Here is an 18,891-nt window from a genome sequence, read left to right on the forward strand (position 1 = left end):
TTAACCAGCCTGTCACATGGCTCGCAATCCCCTCGAAAGTAGAACTTGACCCCGCTAATTGCTCACAGGAGTGACAAAACTCCCGGGCGCAAGGGGGCACGCTCCGCCGCTCGACGCTCACCCAGTGACAAAGGTTGGCAACGCGATCCGCCCAACCCGATCACGCTGCGTCACACGTCCTCGTCGCGGCGCCGCGGCCGGCCGCCGGCGTCACCCGGCGGGGTACTCGTGCACGACCACCGCCGCGGCCCGCACCGCCGGATGCCGCTGCAACACCGCCTCGATCTCGCCCAGCTCCATCCGGACGCCCGAGATCTTGACCTGCCGGTCCACCCGTCCGAGGTACTGGAGCGTCGGCCGGTCCTCGCCGCCCGCCCCGGCCGGCAGCAGCCGCACCGCGTCGCCCGTCCGGTAGAGCCGCCCGGTCGGGGACTCGCCGAACGGGTCCCGGTAGAACGCCTCCCGCGTCCGCTCGTCGTCGCCCAGGTAGCCGCGCCCGACGACCACGCCGCCGACGAACAGCTCCCCCGTCTCCCCCACGTCGCAGGCGGTCCAGCCCTCGTCCGCGCCGTCCTCGGGCGCGCGCAGCACGTACAGGCGCGCGTTGACGACGGGCGTCCCGATCGGCAGCCGCAGCAGCTCCAGGTCCCCGGCGGTCACCGTGTGGTGCGTGACGTCGTCGGAGCACTCGGTGGGCCCGTAGGCGTTCAGCAGCCGGGCGTGCGGCATGGCCTCCAGCCAGCGCCGCGACAGCTCGGCGGGCAGCTCCTCACCGGTGGCGATCATCCAGCGGAGCCCGCCCAGCGAGCCCGCCGGGGCCTCCCCGAGATCGTCCAGCAGGTGCCTGACCATGGTCGGGACGAGCTCGACGATCGTGATCCCCTGTTCGTCGACCGCCCGCGCGAACGCCGCCGGATCGTGGCCGACCTCGTCCCCGATCACGTCCACGCGCCCGCCGACGAGCAGCGGGCACAGCATCTGCCACACCGAGATGTCGAAGCCGAGCGGCGCCGTCTGCGCCACCACGTCGTCGCCGGTCAGCCCCAGGTCGATGATCTTGGCCCACAGGTGGTTGACCATCCCCTGGTGCTCGACGACCGCGCCCTTCGGGCGGCCCGTCGACCCCGAGGTGAACAGGACGTAGCGGGGCCGGTCGAGCGACGCGAGGCGCGGCGCGCCCCGCCACGGCTCCAGGCCGTCCGCGCCGGCGACCGGCACCACGCGGCACCCCGCCTCCGCGGCCCCCTCCAGCAGCGCCGGCGCCGGCTCCCCCCGGTCCACCAGCAGCAGCACCCCGGCCCCGGCCTGGCCGAGGACGTCGCGGACCCGTCCCGCGGGCCACGTCTCGTCCGCGGGCACGTACAGGGCGCCGACCAGCTCGATCGCCAGGAACGCCGCGACCACGGCGGCGCTGCGCCCGCCGCCGACGCCGACGACCGTCCCCGGCCGCACGCCCTCCCGCTCCAGCAGCGCGGCGATCCGGCGCGCCTCCGCGGCCAGCTCGCCGTACGACAGCGACCGGTCCCGGTCGGTCACCGCGGGCCGGTCCCGCTCGGCCGCGAACCGCTCGACCCGGGTGATGACCGGATCCGCCAGATCGAGGTCCCGCTCGCGCAGCATCCCGTGCCGGACGGCCAGCTCGCGCGCCCGCCCGGCCTCGTCCGCCGGGACCGCGAGCGCGGGAAGGCCGTCCAGGGGCAGCAGCCGGTCCAGGGCGGATCCGCCAGAGATCATTATTACTCTCCGTGATGTAGGACTTCTCCACCGTCATCGCAATGAAAGCGGAGGGCATAGCTTATGTCGGGAGCCGTCCAGAAGCGTCGGTGATTGCTGGTATTCAACACTACTGACGGGTAAGTCGGGGTTGCGGGGGAAGATGGCCGAAGGTAGCGTGATCCTCCGCCATGGCGGTAGCACGACGCGCCCGCGGCGAACTCGGGGAAGATGAGTGAATTGTTCTTTCATTCAAGGGTGACAGCGTGCCGATAATCACCTCGCCGCAGGAATTCAATGTCGACGACCTTTACGTCGATTTGCGGCACGTTCTCGCCCGTCCGCTCTACCTCAAATGCGAGGGATTCAACTTCGCGGGCTCGGTGAAACTCAAGGCCGCCGCGGCCATGATCGAGGCCGCCGAGCGCGACGGCGCGCTCACCCCCGGCTCGGTGATCGTCGAGTCGTCCTCCGGCAACCTCGGGATCGCGCTCAGCCTCATCGCCGCCGACCGCGGCCTCCGCTTCGTCTGCGTCACCGACCCGCGCTGCAACCCCGCGTCCATGCGGGTGATGCGCGCGCTCGGCGCCGAGGTCCGCGTCGTCTCCGACAAGGACGCCAACGGCGGCTACCTGGAGAGCCGGATCAGGTACGTCCGGGACCTCTGCGCGTCCGGCGGCGGGTACGTCTGGCTGAACCAGTACGCCAACCGCAACAACTGGCTCGCGCACTACCGCGGGACCGCGCCCGCCATCGACCGGCAGTTCCCTGACCTGGAGGTCCTCTTCGTCGGCGCCGGCACGACGGGCACCCTGATGGGCTGCGCGCGCTACTTCCGCGAGCACCGCCGGCCCGTCACGATCGTCGCCGTCGACGCGGTCGGCTCGGTCACCTTCGGCGGCATCCCCGAGCGCCGCATGGTGCCCGGCCTCGGCACCAGCACCAGGCCCGCGCTCGTGGACGAGTCCTACGTCGACGACGTCGTGCACGTCCCGGAGACCGACACGATCCGGACCGTCCACGCGCTGTCCTCGCGCGGGTTCCTGTTCGGCGGCTCCACCGGCACCGTCGTGTCCGGCGCGTCCCGGTGGCTGGAGGCCAAGTACCCCGGCGAGGACCCCGTCGCGGTCGCCATCGCGCCCGACCTCGGCGAGCGCTACCTCGACTCGATCTACGAGGAGGGCTGGCTCCGCGAGCACTTCGGCGAACTGCTCCCGGAACTGGACCTGCCCGGCGCCGATATCCTCGGCGTCTGATCATCTAGACAAACGGAGTTGTCCCCATGACGCAGGTCCCCGCATTCGCCGTGATCTCCGGCGCCCAGGTGCACGAGGCGGTCGCCGGGCGCGAGGAGCAGGTCACCCGGATGGTCGAGGCGGCCTACCGGCTGCACGGCGAGGGCCTCACGGTCAACCCCGACTCCTACTTCCTGCGCTTCCCCGACCGGCCGTCCGACCGCATCATCGCGCTGCCCGCCTCCGTCAAGGGCGACGTCGGCGTGCACGGCATCAAGTGGATCTCCAGCTTCCCCGGCAACGTCGCGAACGGCATCCCCCGCGCGTCCGCCGTGCTGATCCTCAACGACGCCGAGACCGGCTACCCGTTCGCCTGCCTGGAGAGCTCCATCATCAGCGCGGCCCGCACCGCCGCGTCCGCGGCCCTCGCCGCCGCGACCCTCGCCGACCGGCGCGGCGACCGTCCCCGCCGCGTCGGCTTCGTCGGCACCGGCCTCATCGCCCGCTACATCCACACCTACCTCGCCGGCAACGGCTTCGCCTTCGACGAGCTCGCCGTCCACGACCTCTCCGCCGAGCACGCCGAGGGCTTCAAGGGCTACCTGGAGCGCACCGAGAAGGGCCCCGTCACGGTCCACGACTCCGCCGAGTCGCTGATCCGCGCGTCCGACCTCATCGTGTTCGCCACCGTCGCCGGCGAACCCCACGTCCACGACCCGGCCTGGTTCGCGCACAACCCCCTCGTCCTGCACGTCTCCCTGCGCGACCTCTCCCCCGAGATCATCCTCGCGTCCTGCAACGTCGTGGACGACGTCGAGCACTGCATGAAGGCCAACACGTCCCCGCACCTGGCCGAGCAGAAGGTCGGCAACCGCGACTTCGTCGCGGGCACCCTCTACGACGTCCTCACCGGCGCCACGACCCCGCCCGCCGACCGCCCCGTGGTCTTCTCCCCCTTCGGCCTCGGCGTCCTCGACCTCGCCGTCGCCCGCTACGTCTACGACGAGGTCTCCGCCTCCGGCGCCCTGATCACCGTCCCCGGCTTCTTCCACGAACTGAAGCGCTACGGCTGACACCCCCGCCGCTAGCAGAAGTCGGCGGTGTCCAACTCGAACCCGAACGGCCCGGGCAACGCCAACGCCCTGCCGAACGAGACCCCCGAGGACCGACGGTAGTCCCCGTCCTCAGGCTGGCTGAACAACGTCACCTCGCGCCGCTCCCGGTCGACGAGCAGGTAGAGCGGAATCCCTCCACGCGCATAGCCATACCGCTTCGCCACCCGGTCCCGTTCCGCAAGGTCCGCCCGCTTCACGGTGACCTCCACGACCATGGCCACGCCCTCCGGCGCCACCCAGGACTCCTCGTCATCGAAGATGTCGAGCTCGGCGAGGCCGAACGTCGCGTCCGGGATCACCCGGTCGTCCGGGTGATCACCGCCGCTCGGCAGGATCAGCCCCATGTTGCACGCGACATCGAGCTCGGCAGAGGTGCCTTGGGCGACCTGGGCGATCAGCCGGCTGATGCTCTTCTCATGCCTGCCCACAGGGGGCGGTGTCACGACGATCTCCCCGTCGAGCAGCTCGGCCTTGAAGCCCTTGGGAGTCCCGAAGGCGAGGAAGCCTTCCAGAAGAGGATCCTTGTCCACTGTCTTCCTTCGAACTGAACGAGGCCGCGCGACGGCAGCACACGACGGCTCGGTTCCGGGCTCCCTCAGGAGAAGTCGGCGGTGTCCAGGTCGAACCCGAACGGCTCGGGGATCGGCAGCGGTTTGCCGTACGGCATCACGTTCAGTTGGTGGTAGTCGCCGTCTTCCGGCTTGGAGTGGAGCGTCACTTCTTCCCGTTCCCGGTCCACCAGCAGGTAGAGCGGGATGCCTCCGCGTGCGTAGCAGTACCGCTTCGCTCCCCGATCCCGCTCTGCACGCCTGGAGGTGACCTCCACGACCATGGCCACGCCGTCCGGCTCGGTCCAGGGTTTCTCGTTCTTGAACACGAGGAGTTCAGCGAGCGCGAATGTGCCGTCTGGTATCACGTAGCCGCTGGGGCAACGGCCTCCGCTCGGCATGATGAGGCCCTTGTTAGCCGCAGCGTGGAACCGCGCGGAGGCGTCTCGGCCAACCTGCATGGTGATCTCTCCGACGATCATCTCATGCTGGCTCACGGGGGGTGGTGTCACGACGATCTCTCCGTCGATCAGCTCGGCTCGGAAGCCCTTGGGGGTGTCGAGGGAGAGAAAGACTTCGAGGAGGGCGTCCTGCTCCTCTTGCACCGGCGGTTCTTGAACCATCACAGCCATGCTCTGCTCCTTTCCTCCGAGACGAGGCTATAAGCAGAGCGCCACCCTTCGCATACAGATCGTAGTTTCCGTGCCGTCCGGTCCCAGCCTAGGCGTGTTCGTGCGGACGTACGCGTCGGGCGCGCGATTCGCGTTCGGCGTGTTCCGGGGTCATGGATGGGGCGGGAGCGGGCACGGATGGGTCATGGATGACATGCGTGGTGACGTCCAGGAGCTGAGCGACTTCGAGCTCACGGTGTACGAGACCGTCGCGGAGATCGACAAGGGGGGCGGCGCGGCGGACTTCGCGACGCTCGGGCGGCTGGTGGGCGGTCCGGAGGAGGATCTCTGGGCTGCGCTGGGCCATCTGGTCTCGGTCAACCATGTGCGCTCGACCGACCACGGGTACGTGCTCGCGTCGCATGACTGGGCGCCCTGAGGCGGCCTCTTAGGATCATTCGCGGACCGATCACGCCGCGAAGGGGACCGCCATGGCCTACGAACCGACTCCCGCCGAGCTCGCCCATCTGAAGCGCTGCCTCGAACTGGCGGCCGAGGCCCTGGAGGCGGCCGACGAGCCGTTCGGCAGCGTGCTCGTGTCCGCGTCTGGGGAGGTGCTCGCCGAGGACCGCAACCGGACGGCGGGCGGCGACCAGACACGGCATCCCGAGTTCGAGCTGGCGCGGTGGGCGGCCAACAACATGGCGCCGGAGGACCGCGCGGTCGCGACGGTGTTCACGTCCGGGGAGCACTGCCCGATGTGCTCGGCCGCGCACGGCTGGGTGGGGCTCGGGCGCATCGTCTACGTGGCGTCGTCGGCGCAGCTCGTGGAGTGGCGGACGGCGCTGGGCGTCGAGCGGGGGCCGGTGAACGCGATCCCGGTCCAGGAGGTGGCTCCGGGCGTCCAGGTGGACGGGCCCGTGCCCGCGCTGGAGGCGGAGATCCGGGAGCTGCACAGGCGCGCGGCGTCCTGACTCTGGCAGAATGGCGGCCAAGCAAGCATCTGTTTGGGAGGTCGCCCGATGAGGCTCGCCGTCACCGAGGAGCAGCGCGAGCTGCGGGACGCGCTGCGGCGCTTCTTCGCCGACCGGTCGCCCGCGACCGAGGTGCGCAGGCTGATGGCGGTGGACGAGGGGTACGACCCGGCCGTCTGGAAGCAGATGGCCGGGCAGCTCGGCCTCCAGGGGCTCGCGGTCCCGGAGGAGCACGGCGGCGCCGGGTTCGGGTTCCGCGAGCTGGCGGTGGTGTTCGAGGAGATGGGCAGGGCGCTCGTCTGCGCGCCGTTCCTCGCGACGACGGTGGCGGCGGCGGCGCTGCTCGCCGGGGAGGGCGGGCACGACCTGCTGCCCGGCATCGCGGACGGGACGGTCATCGCCACCCTGGCCGTCGCTGAGGAGCGCGGTCTCTGGGATCCGGCCGCCGTGGAGGCCACCGTCGAGGGCGGCCTGCTGCGGGGCGCCAAGGCGTTCGTGCTGGACGGGCATCTCGCCGATCTCCTCGTCGTCGCGGCCCGCGAGGAGGACGGGTCCGTGGGCCTTTACGTCGTGGACGGGCATGCGGAGGGCCTCACCAGGACGCTCGTTCCGACGCTCGACCAGACTCGGAGACTGGCCCGGATCGGGCTGGACGGCGTCCCGGGGCGGCGGGTCGGCGGGGAGGACGCGCTGGCGCGGGCCCTGGACGTCGCCGCCGTGGCGCTCGCGGCCGAGCAGTTGGGCGGCGCGGAGCGGACGCTGGAGATGACCGTCGAGTACGCGAAGGTGCGCCGCCAGTTCGGCCGTCCGATCGGGTCGTTCCAGGCGGTCAAGCACCGGTGCGCGGACATGTTCGTGCTGGTGGAGTCGGCGCGGTCGGCCGTGCTCAACGCGGCGGCGGTGGTCGACGAGGCGCCCGGCGGGCTGCCGGCGGCCGCGGCGCTGGCGAAGGCGTACTGCTCGGACGCCTTCGTCCACACGGCGGGCGAGGCGATCCAGCTCCACGGCGGCATCGGGTTCACGTGGGAGCACGACGCCCACCTGTACTTCAAGCGGGCGCAGGCGTCGCGGCAGCTCTTCGGGACGCCGGACCGGCACCGCGAGCGCCTCGGCGCGCTCGCCGGGATCACGGGTGGAGCCGAAGCCCCTTGAGGACCTTGTCGACGGCGTTCCGCGGGCCGTGCACGGCGATGCCGACGAGCGGCATCCCGTCGGCGGGGACCGCGCGGACGGTCGCGCGGTTGTCCTCGTCGTTGCCGGTAGCGAACATCTCCTCGATGTAGACGGCGAGGTGCATCCCGCGGACCAGGGCCTTGCCGTGCGCGGTGGCGAGGCCCACGGCGTCCGCCTCGTAGACGAGGACGGGCTGCCGGAACATCGCCAGGTAGGTGTTGCCGGAGCCGTCCTCGTAGGGCTCGCCGACGATGTCCGGGACGCCCCGGGCCACCGCGCCGGCGAGGAACGCGGTCACGTTGAGCCGCTGCCAGGCGGCCAGGTCGTCCCGGACGGCGATCGCGATCTTGGTGTCGAAGCGCATGCGGGCCACGCTGGCGCGGCGGGCGGCGCCGCGTCTTGGACGCTCGTGCGCCGGTCCAGACTGGGGGCGTGGACTGGAGCGAGTACTGGCGGTCGCCCGACCGGCCGCTGGAGGCGATGCACGCCCACTTCGAGCGGCACGTCTACCACCGGCACAGCCACGAGGCCTACTCGTTCGGCGTGACCGAGGACGGGTATCAGGCGTTCCGGTGCCGGGGCGGCGCGCACACCAGCGCGTCCGGGATGGTGATGGCGTTCAATCCGGACGATCCGCACGACGGCCGCGCCGCGGACGAGCTGGGCTTCACCTACCGGATCGTCCATATCGGGCCCGAGCTGGTGGCGGGCGTGCTCGCCGACGTCGCGGACGGGGCCGCGGTCCCGCCGCTGTTCGCGTCGCCGGTCGTCGCGGATCCGGTCCTCGCGCGGAACCTGCGGGGGCTGCACGCGGCGCTGCTCGGCGGCGCTCCGGCGCTGCGCCGGGACGAGCTGCTCACCGCCGCGCTCGGGTCGCTGGTGGCGCGGGCCTCCACCGGGCGGCTCCGGGTCGGGGGCGCGCACGCCGGGCGGTCGTCCGCCGAGCGCGCCCGGGAACTGCTCGACGCGCGCTATCTGGAGGACGTCGGGGCCGACGCGCTGGCGGACGCGGCCGGGTGCAGCCGGTTCGCGCTGTACCGGGCGTTCCGGGCCGCGTACGGGATGGCACCCGGCGACTACCAGCGGCAGCTCCGGCTGCGCGCGGCGCGGCGCCTCATCGGTTCCGGCGCCGCGCTCGCGGACGCGGCGGCGCGGGCGGGCTTCGCCGACCAGAGCCATCTGACGCGCTGGTTCGTCCGGTGCTACGGCATGACGCCCGGCGCGTACCGGGACGCCCGTACCGGCTGATCTACGGAACAATCTGCACCATGGACGCGAATCGACGGGCCAGCGGGGCGATGTTCGGGCTGGCGTACGGGGACGCGCTCGGCGCGGCCACCGAGTTCCTGAGCATGAAGCAGATCCGGCGGCGCTTCGGGGACGACGGCCCGGCGGAGCTCGACGGCTCCCCCGCGCTCGTCACCGACGACACGCAGATGGCGATCGCCGTCGGCCTGGCGCTGCTGGACGCCCTGGCGAACCCGCCGTTCACCCCCGAGCTGGTCACGCCGATGTGGCGGCGGCGCTTCGTCGACTGGCTGAACAGCCCGGACAACACTCGCGCGCCCGGCCAGACGTGCATCCGCGCGTGCCGGGGCCTTGAGGCCGGGAAGCCGTGGGTGAAGGCGACCCAGGCCGGGTCCAAGGGCTGCGGAGCGAACATGCGGGTGGCGCCGGTCGGCCTGGCGCCGGGCCTGACGGACGAGACGCGGGCGGGCGCGTCGCAGCTCCAGGCCGCGATGACGCACGGGCATCCGACCGGCCTGGCCGCGAGCGAGCTGACCGCGTTCGCCGTCCGGTGGCTGGCCGACGGGACGGCGCCCGCCGATCTCCCGGCGGCGCTGCGCGACCGCTGCCACGCGCAGCGGGCCGTCTACCACGAGCGCTGGCTGGGCGATCTGTGGCGGCGGCCCGGCATGACCGACCCGGCGACGTTCATCTCCCGGGGCTGGGACGAGTGCCTCGTCGTGCTCGACCGCCTCGACGCGGCCCTCGCCTCGCCGGACCGCTCGTCCGACCCGTGCGAGGCGACGGGCGCGGGCTGGATCGCCGAAGAGGCGCTGGCCACCGGCCTGCTGTGCTTCCTGCTGTTCCCGGACGAGCCGGTCGCGGCGATCCGGCGGGGCGCCGCGAGCTCCGGCGACTCCGACTCGATCGCCTGCCTCGCGGGCGCCTTCGCGGGGGCGCACCTCGGCATGGACGCGTGGCCGGGCGGGTGGGCCGGCCGCATCGAGTACGCGGGCGACCTCGCGCGGATCGGCGCCGCCTGGGACTGAGCATTGACAGGGCGAAGCTCTATGGCTAATGTTCTTAGCCATAGAGCTACTGAGTTACGAGCACTGGAGAACGCGATGAGCGAGCAGACCCGCTACCTCGACCTTCCCGACGGCCGCCTCGCCTACGACGACGAGGGCGCCGGGCCGCTCGTCGTCTGCCTGCCGTCGATGCTCGACCTCCGCTCGCAGTTCCGGTTCCTCAGGCCGCTGCTGCTGAAGGCCGGGTACCGGGTCGTGACCGTCGACCAGCGCGGGATGGGCGACAGCGACGCCGCGTGGCCCGAGTACGGGAGCACCCCGCTCGGCCGCGACCTGGTCGCGCTGCTGCGGCACCTGGACGCGGGGCCCGCGCTCGTCTACGGCTGCTCGAACGGCGCGGCGGCGGGCGTGTGGGCGGCCGCCGAGGCGCCCGAGCTGATCGGCGGGCTCGTGCTGTCGGCGCCGTTCGTCCGCGACGGCGAGGCCGGGTTCGCGCAGAGGCTGACCATGGCGCTGTTCCGGGTCCCCGGGCTCGCCCGCCCGCTCTACCTGGGCTACTACCCCAAGTGGGAGCCGAAGCCCCCGGCCGACTTCGCCGAGCACAAGGCGCTGCTCGCGGCGAGCCTCAAGCGGCCCGGCCGGAGCAAGGTGATCGCCGAGTACATGTCCATGTCGCACGCCGAGGCCGAGGCGCGGCTCGACCGGGTGACCGCGCCCGCGCTGGTCATCATGGGCACGGCCGACGTCGACTGGCCCGACCCCGCCGCCGAGGCCGCGTGGGTCGCGGGACGCCTGGACGCGGAGGTCGTCCTGCTGGAGGGCGCCGGGCACCACCCGCACGTCGAGTTCCCGGAGCGGATCGCCGAGGCCGTCGAGCGGTTCCAGCGCTCCCTCGGCCAGGCCTGAAAAGCCTGGTCAGGACTCCTCGGACGCCGACCAGCCGGTCCAGTCGTCGATGGTCACGGCGATGAGCGGGCCCTCGGGCGGGCGGTCGCGGTACTGCGGGTAGCGGGCCGCGAGGAGCCCGATCGGACCGGCCATGGCGGCGGCGTCCTCGACGACGGCCGCGTGGCCGTCCACGCGGACCCACCAGAGGCGGTCCCAGTCGTCCTCGTAGTGGTCGGCGAGCAGCGCGACGCGGGGGTTGGCGCGGATGTTGGCCAGCCGCCGCAGGGCGCGGCTGCTCTTCGGCTTGTGGTCGACCGCGGTGTAGACGGTCCCGCGGTGCACGGCGAACGTCACGGGGACGAGGTGCGGCCGGCCGTCCTCGCCGACGGTCGCGAGGCGCGCGACGGGCGCCGCGGCGAGCAGGCGGCGGGCGCCGTCCGGTGAGAGCCTGGGCACGCCGAGCAGCCTCCCACGCCGGCCGCCGTCCCGCCACGGCGGCGCCCGCCGCGGGCGTCAGTCCGCGAACTCGGGCGGGCGGCCCTCCTTGCGCGCCTTGATCGCCTCCTCGAAGTTCCGCGTGGTGAGCCGGACGAACAGCTGCGCGAGCCCCTCCTGGCCCATGTGGGCCTCCAGGCTCGCCGCGTCCAGGCTCGACCACAGCATCCGCTTGGTCAGCTCCACGCCGGGGCGGCTGAACGCGGCGATCCGCTCGGCGAGGTCGTAGCAGTCGTCGAGGAGCTTCTCGCCGGGGACGGTCCGGGAGACGAGGCCGATCCGCTCGGCCTCGCCGGCGCCGACGTCCCGTCCGGACAGCATGATCTCGAACGCGCGGGACGCGCCGATCGCGCGCGGCAGCAGGTAGCTGAGGCCGAGCTCGCTCGCGGTCAGCCCGTTGTTGATGCCCGCCGCGCGGAACAGGGCGGCCTCGGAGGCGACGCGGATGTCGGCGGCGAGCGCGAGGCACAGCCCGCCGCCGATCGCGGGGCCGTTGACCGCGGCGATGACCGGCTGGTGGACGCGCCGCATCGCGCGGACGACGTCGTCGAGCAGCTCCATCGAGCGCAGCGCGATCGAGGACACGGTGAGCCCGTCGATGCCGGGGATCCGGCCCGGCGACTCCAGGTCGGCGCCGGAGCAGAAGCCGCGCCCGGCGCCCGTGACGACGACGGCGCGGACGGCGTTGTCCCGGCTCACCTCCTCCAGGGCCTCGCGGAACGGCACCATGACGTCGAACGCCATCGCGTTCATCCGCTCCGGCCGGTCGAGGGTGACGAGGGCGACGCCGGGCCGCGGCGCGTCGATCCGAACGAAGGGCATCCGACCTCCCGGTAGCACTACCTAGCAAGCGCTAGGTTACACGCGGGAACTCCGGCGGCGTGAGCCCCCGCTCGACCACCCGCGCCAGCTCCTCGTCCGTCAGGATCCGCGGCTCGCCGATCGTCTTCGCCCGCACGTACACGCCGCACAGCCACTCCAGCAGGCGCGCGTTCTCGAACGCCTCGTCCAGGTCGCGGCCGATCGCCACGCCGCCGTGGTTGGCCATAAGCGCGGCCCGCTTGCCGCCCTCCATGGCCTTCCGGACGTTCTCCGCCAGCTCGGGCGTGCCGTAGGTGGCGTACTCGGCGACCCGCACCACGCCGCCCAGCAGGAGGGTGTTGTAGTGGATCGGCGGCAGCTCGGTCATGGTGCTCGCCACGACCGCCCCATAGGTGGAGTGCGTGTGGACGATCGCCGTGCCGGGCGTCGCCTCGTACAGCGCCAGGTGCATCGGGGTCTCGGACGAGGGGGCGCGCTCCCCGTCCACCAGCCGTCCCGCGACGTCGACGACCGGGCAGTCGGCGGGCTCCATCCGGTCGAGCATCATCCCGCCCGGCGTGACCGCGACCAGGTCGCCCGCCCGGACGCTGATGTTGCCGGACGCGCCGGTCACCAGCCCCGTCTCCGCCAGCCTGGTCCCGATGCGGCACAGCGCGGTCCGCTCGTCCTCCAGCAACATGTGAACACCTCTCACGTCCGACGGGCTCCACGGCGTACGCTACGGCTCTGCCGATCATCAACCGAACCGGCCGGCCGTGGGCCGGCCCCGCACCGAGCACCAGGGAGACCCCGATGGCCGCGCCGACCGACGCCGAGCCCCGCCCTGTCGTCACGGTCGGGGCCCACATCCTCGACGTGCTCGCCCGTCCCGTCGAGGGCATCCCGGCCGGCCAGGACACCGTCGTCGTCGACCGGATCAGGGTGACCGCGGCCGGCGCCGCCGCCGGGACCGCGGTGGCGCTCGCCCGGCTCGGCAACGCCGTCGTCTCGGTCGGCGCCATCGGCGAGGACGACCTCGGCGACCTGCTCGTCACGATCATGACGCGGGAGGGCGTGGACGTCGGCGGGCTCGTCCGCCGCACCGCCGACCAGACCAGCGCGTCCATCCTGCCGATCCGCCCGGACGGGGGCCGCCCGAGCTTCCACGTGCCCGGCGCGAACCTGACCCTCACCCCCGGCGCGGTCGGCGCCGGCCTGCTCGCGGCGGCGGCCGTCGTGCACCTCGGCGGTCCGGACGTCACGTTCGGGCTGAACGACCCGGCCTTCTTCACGGTCCTGGAGGCCGCGCGCGCCGGCGGCACGGTCGTGACGATGGACCTGCTGTCGAACATGCCCGACCTCGTCCGGGGCGCCGCCGCGTTCCTCCCGCACGTCGACCACTTCCTCCCCAACGAGGAGCAGGCGGTGGCGATGACGGGCGAGCAGGACGTGGAGCGGGCCGCGCTCGCGCTGCTCGCCGAGGGGCCCGCCTCGGTCGTCGTCACCCTCGGCGAGAAGGGCAGCCTCGTCGCGACGGCCGACGGCGTGCGGCGGCTGCCCGCGCTCCCGGTCGAGGTCGTCGACACGACCGGATGCGGCGACGCGTACTGCGCCGGGTTCATCACCGGCCTCCTGCACGGCCGGGACGTCGCCGAGGCGGCGCGCTGGGGCACCGCCGCGGCCGCGACCGTCGCGCAGGGGCTCGGTTCCGACGCCTGCCTCACCGACCTGGACGCCGTCCTCGCCCTCCTGAAGTAAGCCCCTCGTCCGGGGCCGCTTCAAGAGTCAGATCTTCTGCTTCTGCTCCGCCCAGTAGGGGTCGCGCAGGAGCCGCTTGTAGAGCTTGCCGGTGGGCGTCCGCGGCATCGCCTCGACGAAGTCGACCGAGCGGGGCGCCTTGTACCCGGCCAGCGAGGCCCGGACGTGCGCGATCAGCTCCTCGGCGAGGGCGCCGGACGGCTCCGTGCCCGGGGCGAGCTCGACGGCCGCCTTCACCTGCTCGCCGAACTCCTCGTCCGGCACGCCGAACACCGCCACGTCCCGGACGGCCGGATGGGTGATCAGCACGCCCTCGATCTCGGCCGGGTAGATGTTCACCCCGCCACTGATGATCATGTCGATGACGCGGTCGGCGAGGAAGAGGTAGCCGTCCTCGTCCAGGTAGCCGACGTCGCCGGTGGTGAACAGGCCGTCCGCGCGGTGCACCGAGCGGGTCTTCTCCTCGTCGCCCCAGTACTCGACGTCGTCGCCGCTCGTGTACCGGAAGTAGATCTGGCCGCGCTCGCCGGGCGCGGCGGGCTCACCGTCCGGGCGCAGGATCCGGACCTCGGTGGTCGGCAGCGGGCGGCCCACGCTGCCCGGCCGCTCCAGCCACTCGGACGCGGTGATGACGCTGTTCACCGACGCCTCGGTGGACCCGTAGTACTCGTGCACGATCGGGCCGAGCCAGTCGATCATCCGCCGCTTGACCTCCGGCGGGCAGGGCGCGGCGCCGTGCCAGACGACCTGGAGGCTGGAGCCGTCGAACGACGCGCGGGTCTCCTCGTCCAGCCGGAGCAGCCGGACGAACTGCGTCGGCACCAGGTGGACGTTCGTGATGGCGTGCTCGTCGATGAGCCGCAGCGTCTCCGCCGCGTCGAAGTTCCGCCGCATCACCACCGGCCGTCCGGCCAGCAGGAACATGTACGACCACAGCCACTGGGCCGAGTGGTAGACGGGCCCGACGAGCAGCGTCCGGCCGGGGTCGGGGATCCGGAGCACCTCGGCGAACACGTCGCCGATCAGCTTCACGGTCTCGATCGGCGCGCCCGCCGCCATGAGCTTGCGGGACACGCCCTTCGGGCGGCCCGTGGTGCCCGACGTGTAGAACATCGGATAGCCCATCGCCGGGTCGGGGATCCCGGTCCCTCCCCCGGGCTCCCCGCCGGCGAGGAACTCCTCGTACGGGGTGAAGCCGCCGATGCCCTCGCCGAGCGCCACCCGCGCGGTCAGGCCGAGCCCCTCGGACGCCTCCCGCGCGACGTCCCCGAAGGCGTCCTCGGAGAACAGCGCGCGCACCCCGGCGTCCTCCAGCACGTAGCGCAGCTCGTCGGCCGTCCAGTGCCAGTTGACCAGGACGAACCGGAGCCCGATGTGCCCGGCGGCGCACATCAGCTCGAAGTACTCGCGGCGGTTGCCGGAGTGGATCGCGATCGCGTCCCCGACGCCCAGGCCGAGGCCGCGCAGCGCGCCCGCCAGCCGGTCGGTCCGCGCGTCGAGGTCCCGCCAGGACGTGCTTCCCCGCTCGTCGGCGAGCGCGGCGCCGTCCGGATCGGCCGCGGCGTGCGGGCGGAGCAGTTCGGCCATGGAGCCACCTCCGTGGAACGCGACAATTCCTAGAATGTGACTCTAGAACGGTGGCGACCAGGAGGAACAGTCCCGAACCCGGATTTCGGACATGAAGGTACGGCGCCGGGGGGCGGCGAACGGTCAGGAAGTGCTCACCAGTTCCGCGGGGAGCACGGCGGCCGCCGCCGCGGCGAGCTGCTCCAGCCGGAGCACCTCGGTCGCGTGGAACGGCGGGGCGCCGGTCCGCGCGATCACGAGCGCGAGACCGCCCGTCCCCAGCGGGCAGACGGCGTACTGCACGCCGTCCGGGGCGGTGAAGGCCCGCGGGCGCAGCGGCCGCAGCCCGGGCAGCCGGGCGCCCTCCATCCCCCCGACGCTCGCGTGCACGAGCACTGTCTCGCCGCCGGGCCCGTCCTCGGCCAGCGCGGCCCAGTCGGCGCTGAGGATGCCCGGGACGGCGTCGGCGAGGATCTCCGCCCCGCGCTCCGGGACGGCCGCGACCTGCCCGATCACCGTGGCGTCCGGGAACGCCCCCTGCGGCTCGACCGTCGGCCAGATGCCGACGACGTCCACACCGGGCACCGAGCCCAGACCCCCGGTCAGCCGCTCGATGCCCGCCCCGGCGGGCCACGCGACCGTGAAGTCGTCCAGCGCCCGGCCCTCCGCGCGCTCCAGCACCGCCATCTGGACGACGTCGGCACCCGCGGCGCCCAGGGTGCGCGCCACCTGCCCCAGCGACCCGGGGCGGTCCGGCAGGCGTACGCGGATCCGCAGCAACATCGCCACCTCCTGTATCCGTGTGAGTGCCCTCAGGTTGCGGGAGGCGCGTTTCCATCGTGTTACCCGAGCGTGTCGCCGCCGAGAACCCGGTGCTGGAACGCGGGAGGGGGGTAAAACTAGAGTCCACGGAAGGTCAACTGCAGATCTATCGCCGCACGCCGCCTCACCATTAAGGTAACTGCACGTGTCGAGGGACCCCGATCGTCCAGTCAGCGCGGGCTCCGGAGCCCGGCCGGAGCCGTCGCCCGGCGAGGACGGCGCGGCGCCCGCCGCCGAGGGCGCGCCGGGGCCCGAGCCGGCGGAGAGCGCTCTGACCGACGACGCCTCGGCGGCGAACGGCCCGGCGGCGGACGGTCCGGCAGAGAACGGCTCGGCAGCCAAGGGCTCCGCCGGGAACGGTTCGGCGAAGAACGCTCCGGCCGGCAGCGAGCCGAACACGGACGGAGAGACCGCCGCCTTCCAGGCCGAGCTGCGCGACGCCATCGCCGGGCTCACCGCGCGGCTGGACCGCGAGCACGAGCGCGCCGCCCACCGGGAGGCCGTCATCGACCGGCTGCACGAGGAGAACCAGCGGCTCCGCCGGGGCGAGCTCCAGCAGATGCTGGAACCCGTCCGCGCCGCCCTGTACCGGCTGCACGACCAGGCGCGCCGCGAGTCCGGGCGGCTGGCCGCCCCGGACGGCGACCCGCCCGACCCGCGGCACGCCGCCGCGCTGCTGGAGGCCGTCGCCGACGACGTCGCCGACGCGCTCGCCAGGCTCGGCGTGGAGCGGTTCCGGGTCCAGCCCGGCGACCCCTACGACGCGGCCCGGCACCGGCCGGTCGCGGTCACATCCGTCACCGAGCCCGGCCGGGACGGCACTGTGGTGACCGTCCAGTCCGACGGGTTCGAGCAGGGCGGCAAGGTGCTCCGCAAGGCCGCCGTCTGCGTCGGCAGGCTCGGCGGCGACGGGCCCGGAGCGGGCGGGCCCGGCCGGAACGGCGAGGCCGGCGACGCCGGGACCGCCGTCAGGGCTGGGTCAAGTCCCCGCCGCGCGACCGGGCGCGGCGGGACGATGAACACCGGACTCGGCACCGATGGGTGAGAGGAACATGGCTGTCTACGGGATCGACCTCGGAACCACGTACTCGTGCATCGCCTCCATCGACGACGTGGGACGGCCCGCGGTCCTCCGCAACCTGGAGGGCACCGACACCACGCCGTCGGTGGTGTACTTCGAGAGCGGCGAGAACGTCGTGGTCGGCGCCACCGCCAAGGACACCGCCGTCCTGGACCCCGACAACGTCGTCAGCCTGATCAAGCGGGACATGGGCCGCGACGTCACCCGCCCGATCCACGGGATCGACTTCACCCCCGAGGAGCTGTCGGCGTTCATCCTGCTGAAGCTCGCCACCGACGCGCGCACCACGACCGGCGAGGAGACCCGGGACGTGGTCATCACCGTCCCGGCCTACTTCGGCGCCGCCGAGCGCGACGCGACGCGCAAGGCCGGCCGGATCGCGGGGCTGAACGTCATCGACATCGTGTCCGAGCCGATCGCCGCCGCGATCACCTACGGGGTGCTGAACCCGGAGACCGACCGCACGATCCTCGTCTACGACCTCGGCGGCGGCACGTTCGACACGACGGTCATCGCGCTGCGCGGCGGCCACATCGAGGTCGTGTGCACCGACGGCGACCACGAGCTCGGCGGCGCCGACTGGGACGCGCGGCTCGTCGAGCACCTGGCGGAGCGGTTCCGCGCCGAGCACCCGGACGCCGGCGACCCGCTCGACGACCGGCAGACCGAGCAGCAGCTCCGCCGCGACGCCGAGGACGCCAAGAAGGCCCTGACGACCCGCACCGCGCACACCGTCCGCGTCATGCACGGCGGGCGCGTCGCGGCGGTCGAGGTGACCCGGGAGAAGCTGGAGGAGCTGACCAAGGACCTCCTCGACCGCACCGTCGAGATCACCGGCCGGACCCTCGCGACCGCCGCCGACAAGGGCGTGCACGACTACGACGACCTCGTCCTCGTCGGCGGGTCCACCAAGATGCCGGTGGTGGCGGCGCGGCTGGAGACGGAGGTCGGCCTCGCGCCGCGCCTCCAGGACCCCGACCTCGCCGTCGCCAAGGGCGCGGCGCTGTACGCGTTCGAGGAGACGTACCGGCGGCTCGTCCGGGAGGGCGCGGCAGAGCGCGCCGAGGAGATGGCGAGCCGGGCGGGCCTGTCCGCCGAGCAGCGCAAGCAGATCGCCGGCCGGCAGATCAAGACGGTCGCCTCGCACGCGTTCGGCATCGTCGTGGTCGACCGCGAGACCGGCGCCGAGACCGTCGCGCACCTCGTGCACGCCAACGACGACCTCCCCGCGGCGAAGACCGAGGACTTCTTCACCGTCTACGACGACCAGACGTCCGCCGACATCCGCGTCATGGAGCAGGCGGGCAGCGTCGAGTCGGCCGAGCTGATCGACAACACCGAGATCGCCACCGGGGAGATCCGCGTCCCGCCGGGCAAGAAGGCGGGCTGGCCGATCGGCGTGACGTTCGCGCTGGACGCGTCCGGCCTCCTCAACGTCACCGCGGTGGAGAAGGAGACCGGCGAGCGGCTGGAGCTGAAGGTCGACGTCGGCGGCATGTCCGAGGAGGAGGTCGAACGCTCCCGCAAGGCGCTCTCCCGGGTCCAGGTGAGCTGAGGCGGGCGCCTCCGTGCCGTTCGACGAGGACTACCGGCGGGACGTGCTGGAGCCGGCGCGCGCCGCGGGCGACCAGCCGCCGGCGGACCTGCGGCTCCGGTACGCGCTGCCCGGCCCGGACGAGCTGACGGCGGAGGCCGTCGCGGCGCGGGTCCGGGAGGTCCGGCAGTGCTGGCGGCGGTCGCGCGGCCAGCTGAAGTACCGGCGGCTCATCGACCGGCTGGAGGCCGAGCACCGCGAGCTCGCGCCGCTGTTCGCCGCCGCCGAGCGCGGCGACCTGCGCCTAGATCGGAAGAGCACA

Annotated in this window: 20 protein-coding genes and 1 pseudogene; 12 read left to right on the plus strand and 9 right to left on the minus strand. The window is 73.0% G+C overall.

Translation table 11 applies throughout. From position 1 onward, the window contains the following. Positions 1 to 210: 210 nt before the first annotated feature. Positions 211 to 1,734 carry an amino acid adenylation domain-containing protein gene (locus tag E1300_RS21795; protein ID WP_131758883.1) on the minus strand — a complete coding sequence of 508 codons (1,524 nt, stop codon included), beginning with the start codon at positions 1,732 to 1,734 and terminating at the stop codon, positions 211 to 213. A gap of 245 nt (positions 1,735 to 1,979) precedes the next feature. Between E1300_RS21795 and sbnA the strand changes: the two genes are divergently transcribed. Together sbnA and sbnB are read left to right on the plus strand one after the other, a co-directional pair. Next, a complete protein-coding gene (sbnA, locus tag E1300_RS21800) occupies positions 1,980 to 2,969 on the plus strand; it encodes a 2,3-diaminopropionate biosynthesis protein SbnA (RefSeq protein ID WP_131758884.1) in 990 nt (329 codons plus the stop codon). 26 nt (positions 2,970 to 2,995) lie between these two features. Further along, positions 2,996 to 4,021, plus strand: coding sequence for a 2,3-diaminopropionate biosynthesis protein SbnB (gene sbnB / locus E1300_RS21805; protein WP_131758885.1), 1,026 nt, complete (start codon positions 2,996 to 2,998; stop codon positions 4,019 to 4,021). An 11-nt stretch (positions 4,022 to 4,032) separates the two neighbouring features. Here the strand turns inward: sbnB and E1300_RS21810 are convergent, their stop codons facing one another. Both E1300_RS21810 and E1300_RS21815 read right to left on the minus strand, forming a co-directional pair. Continuing rightward, positions 4,033 to 4,593, minus strand: coding sequence for a Uma2 family endonuclease (locus E1300_RS21810; protein ID WP_131758886.1), 561 nt, complete (start codon positions 4,591 to 4,593; stop codon positions 4,033 to 4,035). A gap of 65 nt (positions 4,594 to 4,658) precedes the next feature. Further along, positions 4,659 to 5,243 carry a Uma2 family endonuclease gene (locus E1300_RS21815; RefSeq protein WP_207399885.1) on the minus strand — a complete coding sequence of 195 codons (585 nt, stop codon included), beginning with the start codon at positions 5,241 to 5,243 and terminating at the stop codon, positions 4,659 to 4,661. A 184-nt stretch (positions 5,244 to 5,427) separates the two neighbouring features. Here E1300_RS21815 and E1300_RS21820 point away from each other — a divergent pair, with 184 nt between their 5' ends. The 3 genes from E1300_RS21820 to E1300_RS21830 are packed head-to-tail and all read left to right on the plus strand — an operon-like array spanning position 5,428 to position 7,348. Then, positions 5,428 to 5,661 carry a hypothetical protein gene (locus E1300_RS21820; RefSeq protein ID WP_131758887.1) on the plus strand — a complete coding sequence of 78 codons (234 nt, stop codon included), beginning with the start codon at positions 5,428 to 5,430 and terminating at the stop codon, positions 5,659 to 5,661. Positions 5,662 to 5,713: 52 nt separating this feature from the next. Beyond that, on the plus strand, positions 5,714 to 6,196 hold the full coding sequence (locus E1300_RS21825) for a nucleoside deaminase (protein ID WP_131758888.1): 483 nt from the start codon (positions 5,714 to 5,716) through the stop codon (positions 6,194 to 6,196). A gap of 48 nt (positions 6,197 to 6,244) precedes the next feature. Next, positions 6,245 to 7,348, plus strand: a complete 1,104-nt coding sequence (locus tag E1300_RS21830) for an acyl-CoA dehydrogenase family protein (protein ID WP_131758889.1) — start codon at positions 6,245 to 6,247, stop codon at positions 7,346 to 7,348. On the opposite strand, the gene E1300_RS21835 is transcribed toward E1300_RS21830, so the two are convergent. Next, positions 7,323 to 7,733, minus strand: coding sequence for a DUF2000 domain-containing protein (locus E1300_RS21835; RefSeq protein ID WP_131758890.1), 411 nt, complete (start codon positions 7,731 to 7,733; stop codon positions 7,323 to 7,325). The two genes, E1300_RS21830 and E1300_RS21835, sit on opposite strands and share 26 nt — an antisense overlap. A gap of 68 nt (positions 7,734 to 7,801) precedes the next feature. On the opposite strand from E1300_RS21835, the gene E1300_RS21840 reads away from it, so the two are divergent. The 3 genes from E1300_RS21840 (at position 7,802) to E1300_RS21850 (ending at position 10,530) form a co-directional block, all read left to right on the plus strand. Then, positions 7,802 to 8,617 (plus strand): AraC family transcriptional regulator, encoded by an 816-nt coding sequence (locus E1300_RS21840; RefSeq protein ID WP_242619310.1) that lies wholly within the window; start codon positions 7,802 to 7,804, stop codon positions 8,615 to 8,617. Positions 8,618 to 8,637: 20 nt separating this feature from the next. Next, positions 8,638 to 9,645, plus strand: coding sequence for an ADP-ribosylglycohydrolase family protein (locus E1300_RS21845; RefSeq protein ID WP_242619311.1), 1,008 nt, complete (start codon positions 8,638 to 8,640; stop codon positions 9,643 to 9,645). A gap of 75 nt (positions 9,646 to 9,720) precedes the next feature. After that, positions 9,721 to 10,530: an alpha/beta fold hydrolase gene (locus tag E1300_RS21850; RefSeq protein WP_165502927.1), complete on the plus strand. Its 810-nt coding sequence runs from the start codon at positions 9,721 to 9,723 to the stop codon at positions 10,528 to 10,530. Between the two features lie 9 nt (positions 10,531 to 10,539). Here the strand turns inward: E1300_RS21850 and E1300_RS21855 are convergent, their stop codons facing one another. Genes E1300_RS21855 through E1300_RS21865 form a run of 3 tightly spaced genes read right to left on the minus strand, consistent with a single transcriptional unit; the run spans position 10,540 to position 12,508 of the window. After that, on the minus strand, positions 10,540 to 10,968 hold the full coding sequence (locus E1300_RS21855) for a TIGR03668 family PPOX class F420-dependent oxidoreductase (protein WP_131758892.1): 429 nt from the start codon (positions 10,966 to 10,968) through the stop codon (positions 10,540 to 10,542). 57 nt (positions 10,969 to 11,025) lie between these two features. Further along, positions 11,026 to 11,829: an enoyl-CoA hydratase gene (locus E1300_RS21860; RefSeq protein ID WP_131758893.1), complete on the minus strand. Its 804-nt coding sequence runs from the start codon at positions 11,827 to 11,829 to the stop codon at positions 11,026 to 11,028. A gap of 31 nt (positions 11,830 to 11,860) precedes the next feature. Then, complete coding sequence (locus tag E1300_RS21865; protein ID WP_131758894.1) at positions 11,861 to 12,508, minus strand: class II aldolase/adducin family protein; 648 nt, start codon at positions 12,506 to 12,508, stop codon at positions 11,861 to 11,863. 113 nt (positions 12,509 to 12,621) lie between these two features. On the opposite strand from E1300_RS21865, the gene E1300_RS21870 reads away from it, so the two are divergent. Then, positions 12,622 to 13,566: a carbohydrate kinase family protein gene (locus tag E1300_RS21870; RefSeq protein ID WP_131758895.1), complete on the plus strand. Its 945-nt coding sequence runs from the start codon at positions 12,622 to 12,624 to the stop codon at positions 13,564 to 13,566. A 27-nt stretch (positions 13,567 to 13,593) separates the two neighbouring features. Here the strand turns inward: E1300_RS21870 and E1300_RS21875 are convergent, their stop codons facing one another. Then, entirely contained in the window at positions 13,594 to 15,153 is a 1,560-nt protein-coding gene (locus E1300_RS21875; RefSeq protein WP_131758896.1) for an AMP-binding protein, read from the minus strand. Positions 15,154 to 15,276: 123 nt separating this feature from the next. Then, positions 15,277 to 15,915 carry an ACT domain-containing protein gene (locus E1300_RS21880; RefSeq protein WP_131758897.1) on the minus strand — a complete coding sequence of 213 codons (639 nt, stop codon included), beginning with the start codon at positions 15,913 to 15,915 and terminating at the stop codon, positions 15,277 to 15,279. A gap of 184 nt (positions 15,916 to 16,099) precedes the next feature. On the opposite strand from E1300_RS21880, the gene E1300_RS21885 reads away from it, so the two are divergent. The 3 genes and pseudogenes from E1300_RS21885 to E1300_RS21895 form a co-directional block, all read left to right on the plus strand. Beyond that, a complete protein-coding gene (locus E1300_RS21885) occupies positions 16,100 to 16,999 on the plus strand; it encodes a nucleotide exchange factor GrpE (protein ID WP_242619312.1) in 900 nt (299 codons plus the stop codon). 7 nt (positions 17,000 to 17,006) lie between these two features. Further along, on the plus strand, positions 17,007 to 18,590 hold the full coding sequence (locus E1300_RS21890) for an Hsp70 family protein (protein ID WP_131758898.1): 1,584 nt from the start codon (positions 17,007 to 17,009) through the stop codon (positions 18,588 to 18,590). A gap of 13 nt (positions 18,591 to 18,603) precedes the next feature. Beyond that, positions 18,604 to 18,891, plus strand: a pseudogene (locus tag E1300_RS21895) (hypothetical protein); the annotation flags it as partial.

This window comes from Actinomadura fibrosa (genome assembly GCF_900659615.1).
Taxonomy (GTDB): domain Bacteria; phylum Actinomycetota; class Actinomycetes; order Streptosporangiales; family Streptosporangiaceae; genus Spirillospora; species Spirillospora fibrosa.

Excerpts from the sequence above, each read along its gene's own strand:
- E1300_RS21795 (WP_131758883.1), bottom strand. The coding sequence starts at position 1,734 with ATGATCTCTGGCGGATCCGCCCTGGACCGGCTGCTGCCCCTGGACGGC.
- sbnB (WP_131758885.1), top strand. The coding sequence starts at position 2,996 with ATGACGCAGGTCCCCGCATTCGCCGTGATCTCCGGCGCCCAGGTGCAC.
- E1300_RS21815 (WP_207399885.1), bottom strand. The coding sequence starts at position 5,243 with ATGGCTGTGATGGTTCAAGAACCGCCGGTGCAAGAGGAGCAGGACGCC.
- E1300_RS21820 (WP_131758887.1), top strand. The coding sequence starts at position 5,428 with ATGGATGACATGCGTGGTGACGTCCAGGAGCTGAGCGACTTCGAGCTC.
- E1300_RS21825 (WP_131758888.1), top strand. The coding sequence starts at position 5,714 with ATGGCCTACGAACCGACTCCCGCCGAGCTCGCCCATCTGAAGCGCTGC.
- E1300_RS21830 (WP_131758889.1), top strand. The coding sequence starts at position 6,245 with ATGAGGCTCGCCGTCACCGAGGAGCAGCGCGAGCTGCGGGACGCGCTG.
- E1300_RS21835 (WP_131758890.1), bottom strand. The coding sequence starts at position 7,733 with ATGCGCTTCGACACCAAGATCGCGATCGCCGTCCGGGACGACCTGGCC.
- E1300_RS21845 (WP_242619311.1), top strand. The coding sequence starts at position 8,638 with ATGGACGCGAATCGACGGGCCAGCGGGGCGATGTTCGGGCTGGCGTAC.
- E1300_RS21850 (WP_165502927.1), top strand. The coding sequence starts at position 9,721 with ATGAGCGAGCAGACCCGCTACCTCGACCTTCCCGACGGCCGCCTCGCC.
- E1300_RS21860 (WP_131758893.1), bottom strand. The coding sequence starts at position 11,829 with ATGCCCTTCGTTCGGATCGACGCGCCGCGGCCCGGCGTCGCCCTCGTC.
- E1300_RS21865 (WP_131758894.1), bottom strand. The coding sequence starts at position 12,508 with ATGTTGCTGGAGGACGAGCGGACCGCGCTGTGCCGCATCGGGACCAGG.
- E1300_RS21870 (WP_131758895.1), top strand. The coding sequence starts at position 12,622 with ATGGCCGCGCCGACCGACGCCGAGCCCCGCCCTGTCGTCACGGTCGGG.
- E1300_RS21875 (WP_131758896.1), bottom strand. The coding sequence starts at position 15,153 with ATGGCCGAACTGCTCCGCCCGCACGCCGCGGCCGATCCGGACGGCGCC.
- E1300_RS21880 (WP_131758897.1), bottom strand. The coding sequence starts at position 15,915 with ATGTTGCTGCGGATCCGCGTACGCCTGCCGGACCGCCCCGGGTCGCTG.
- E1300_RS21890 (WP_131758898.1), top strand. The coding sequence starts at position 17,007 with ATGGCTGTCTACGGGATCGACCTCGGAACCACGTACTCGTGCATCGCC.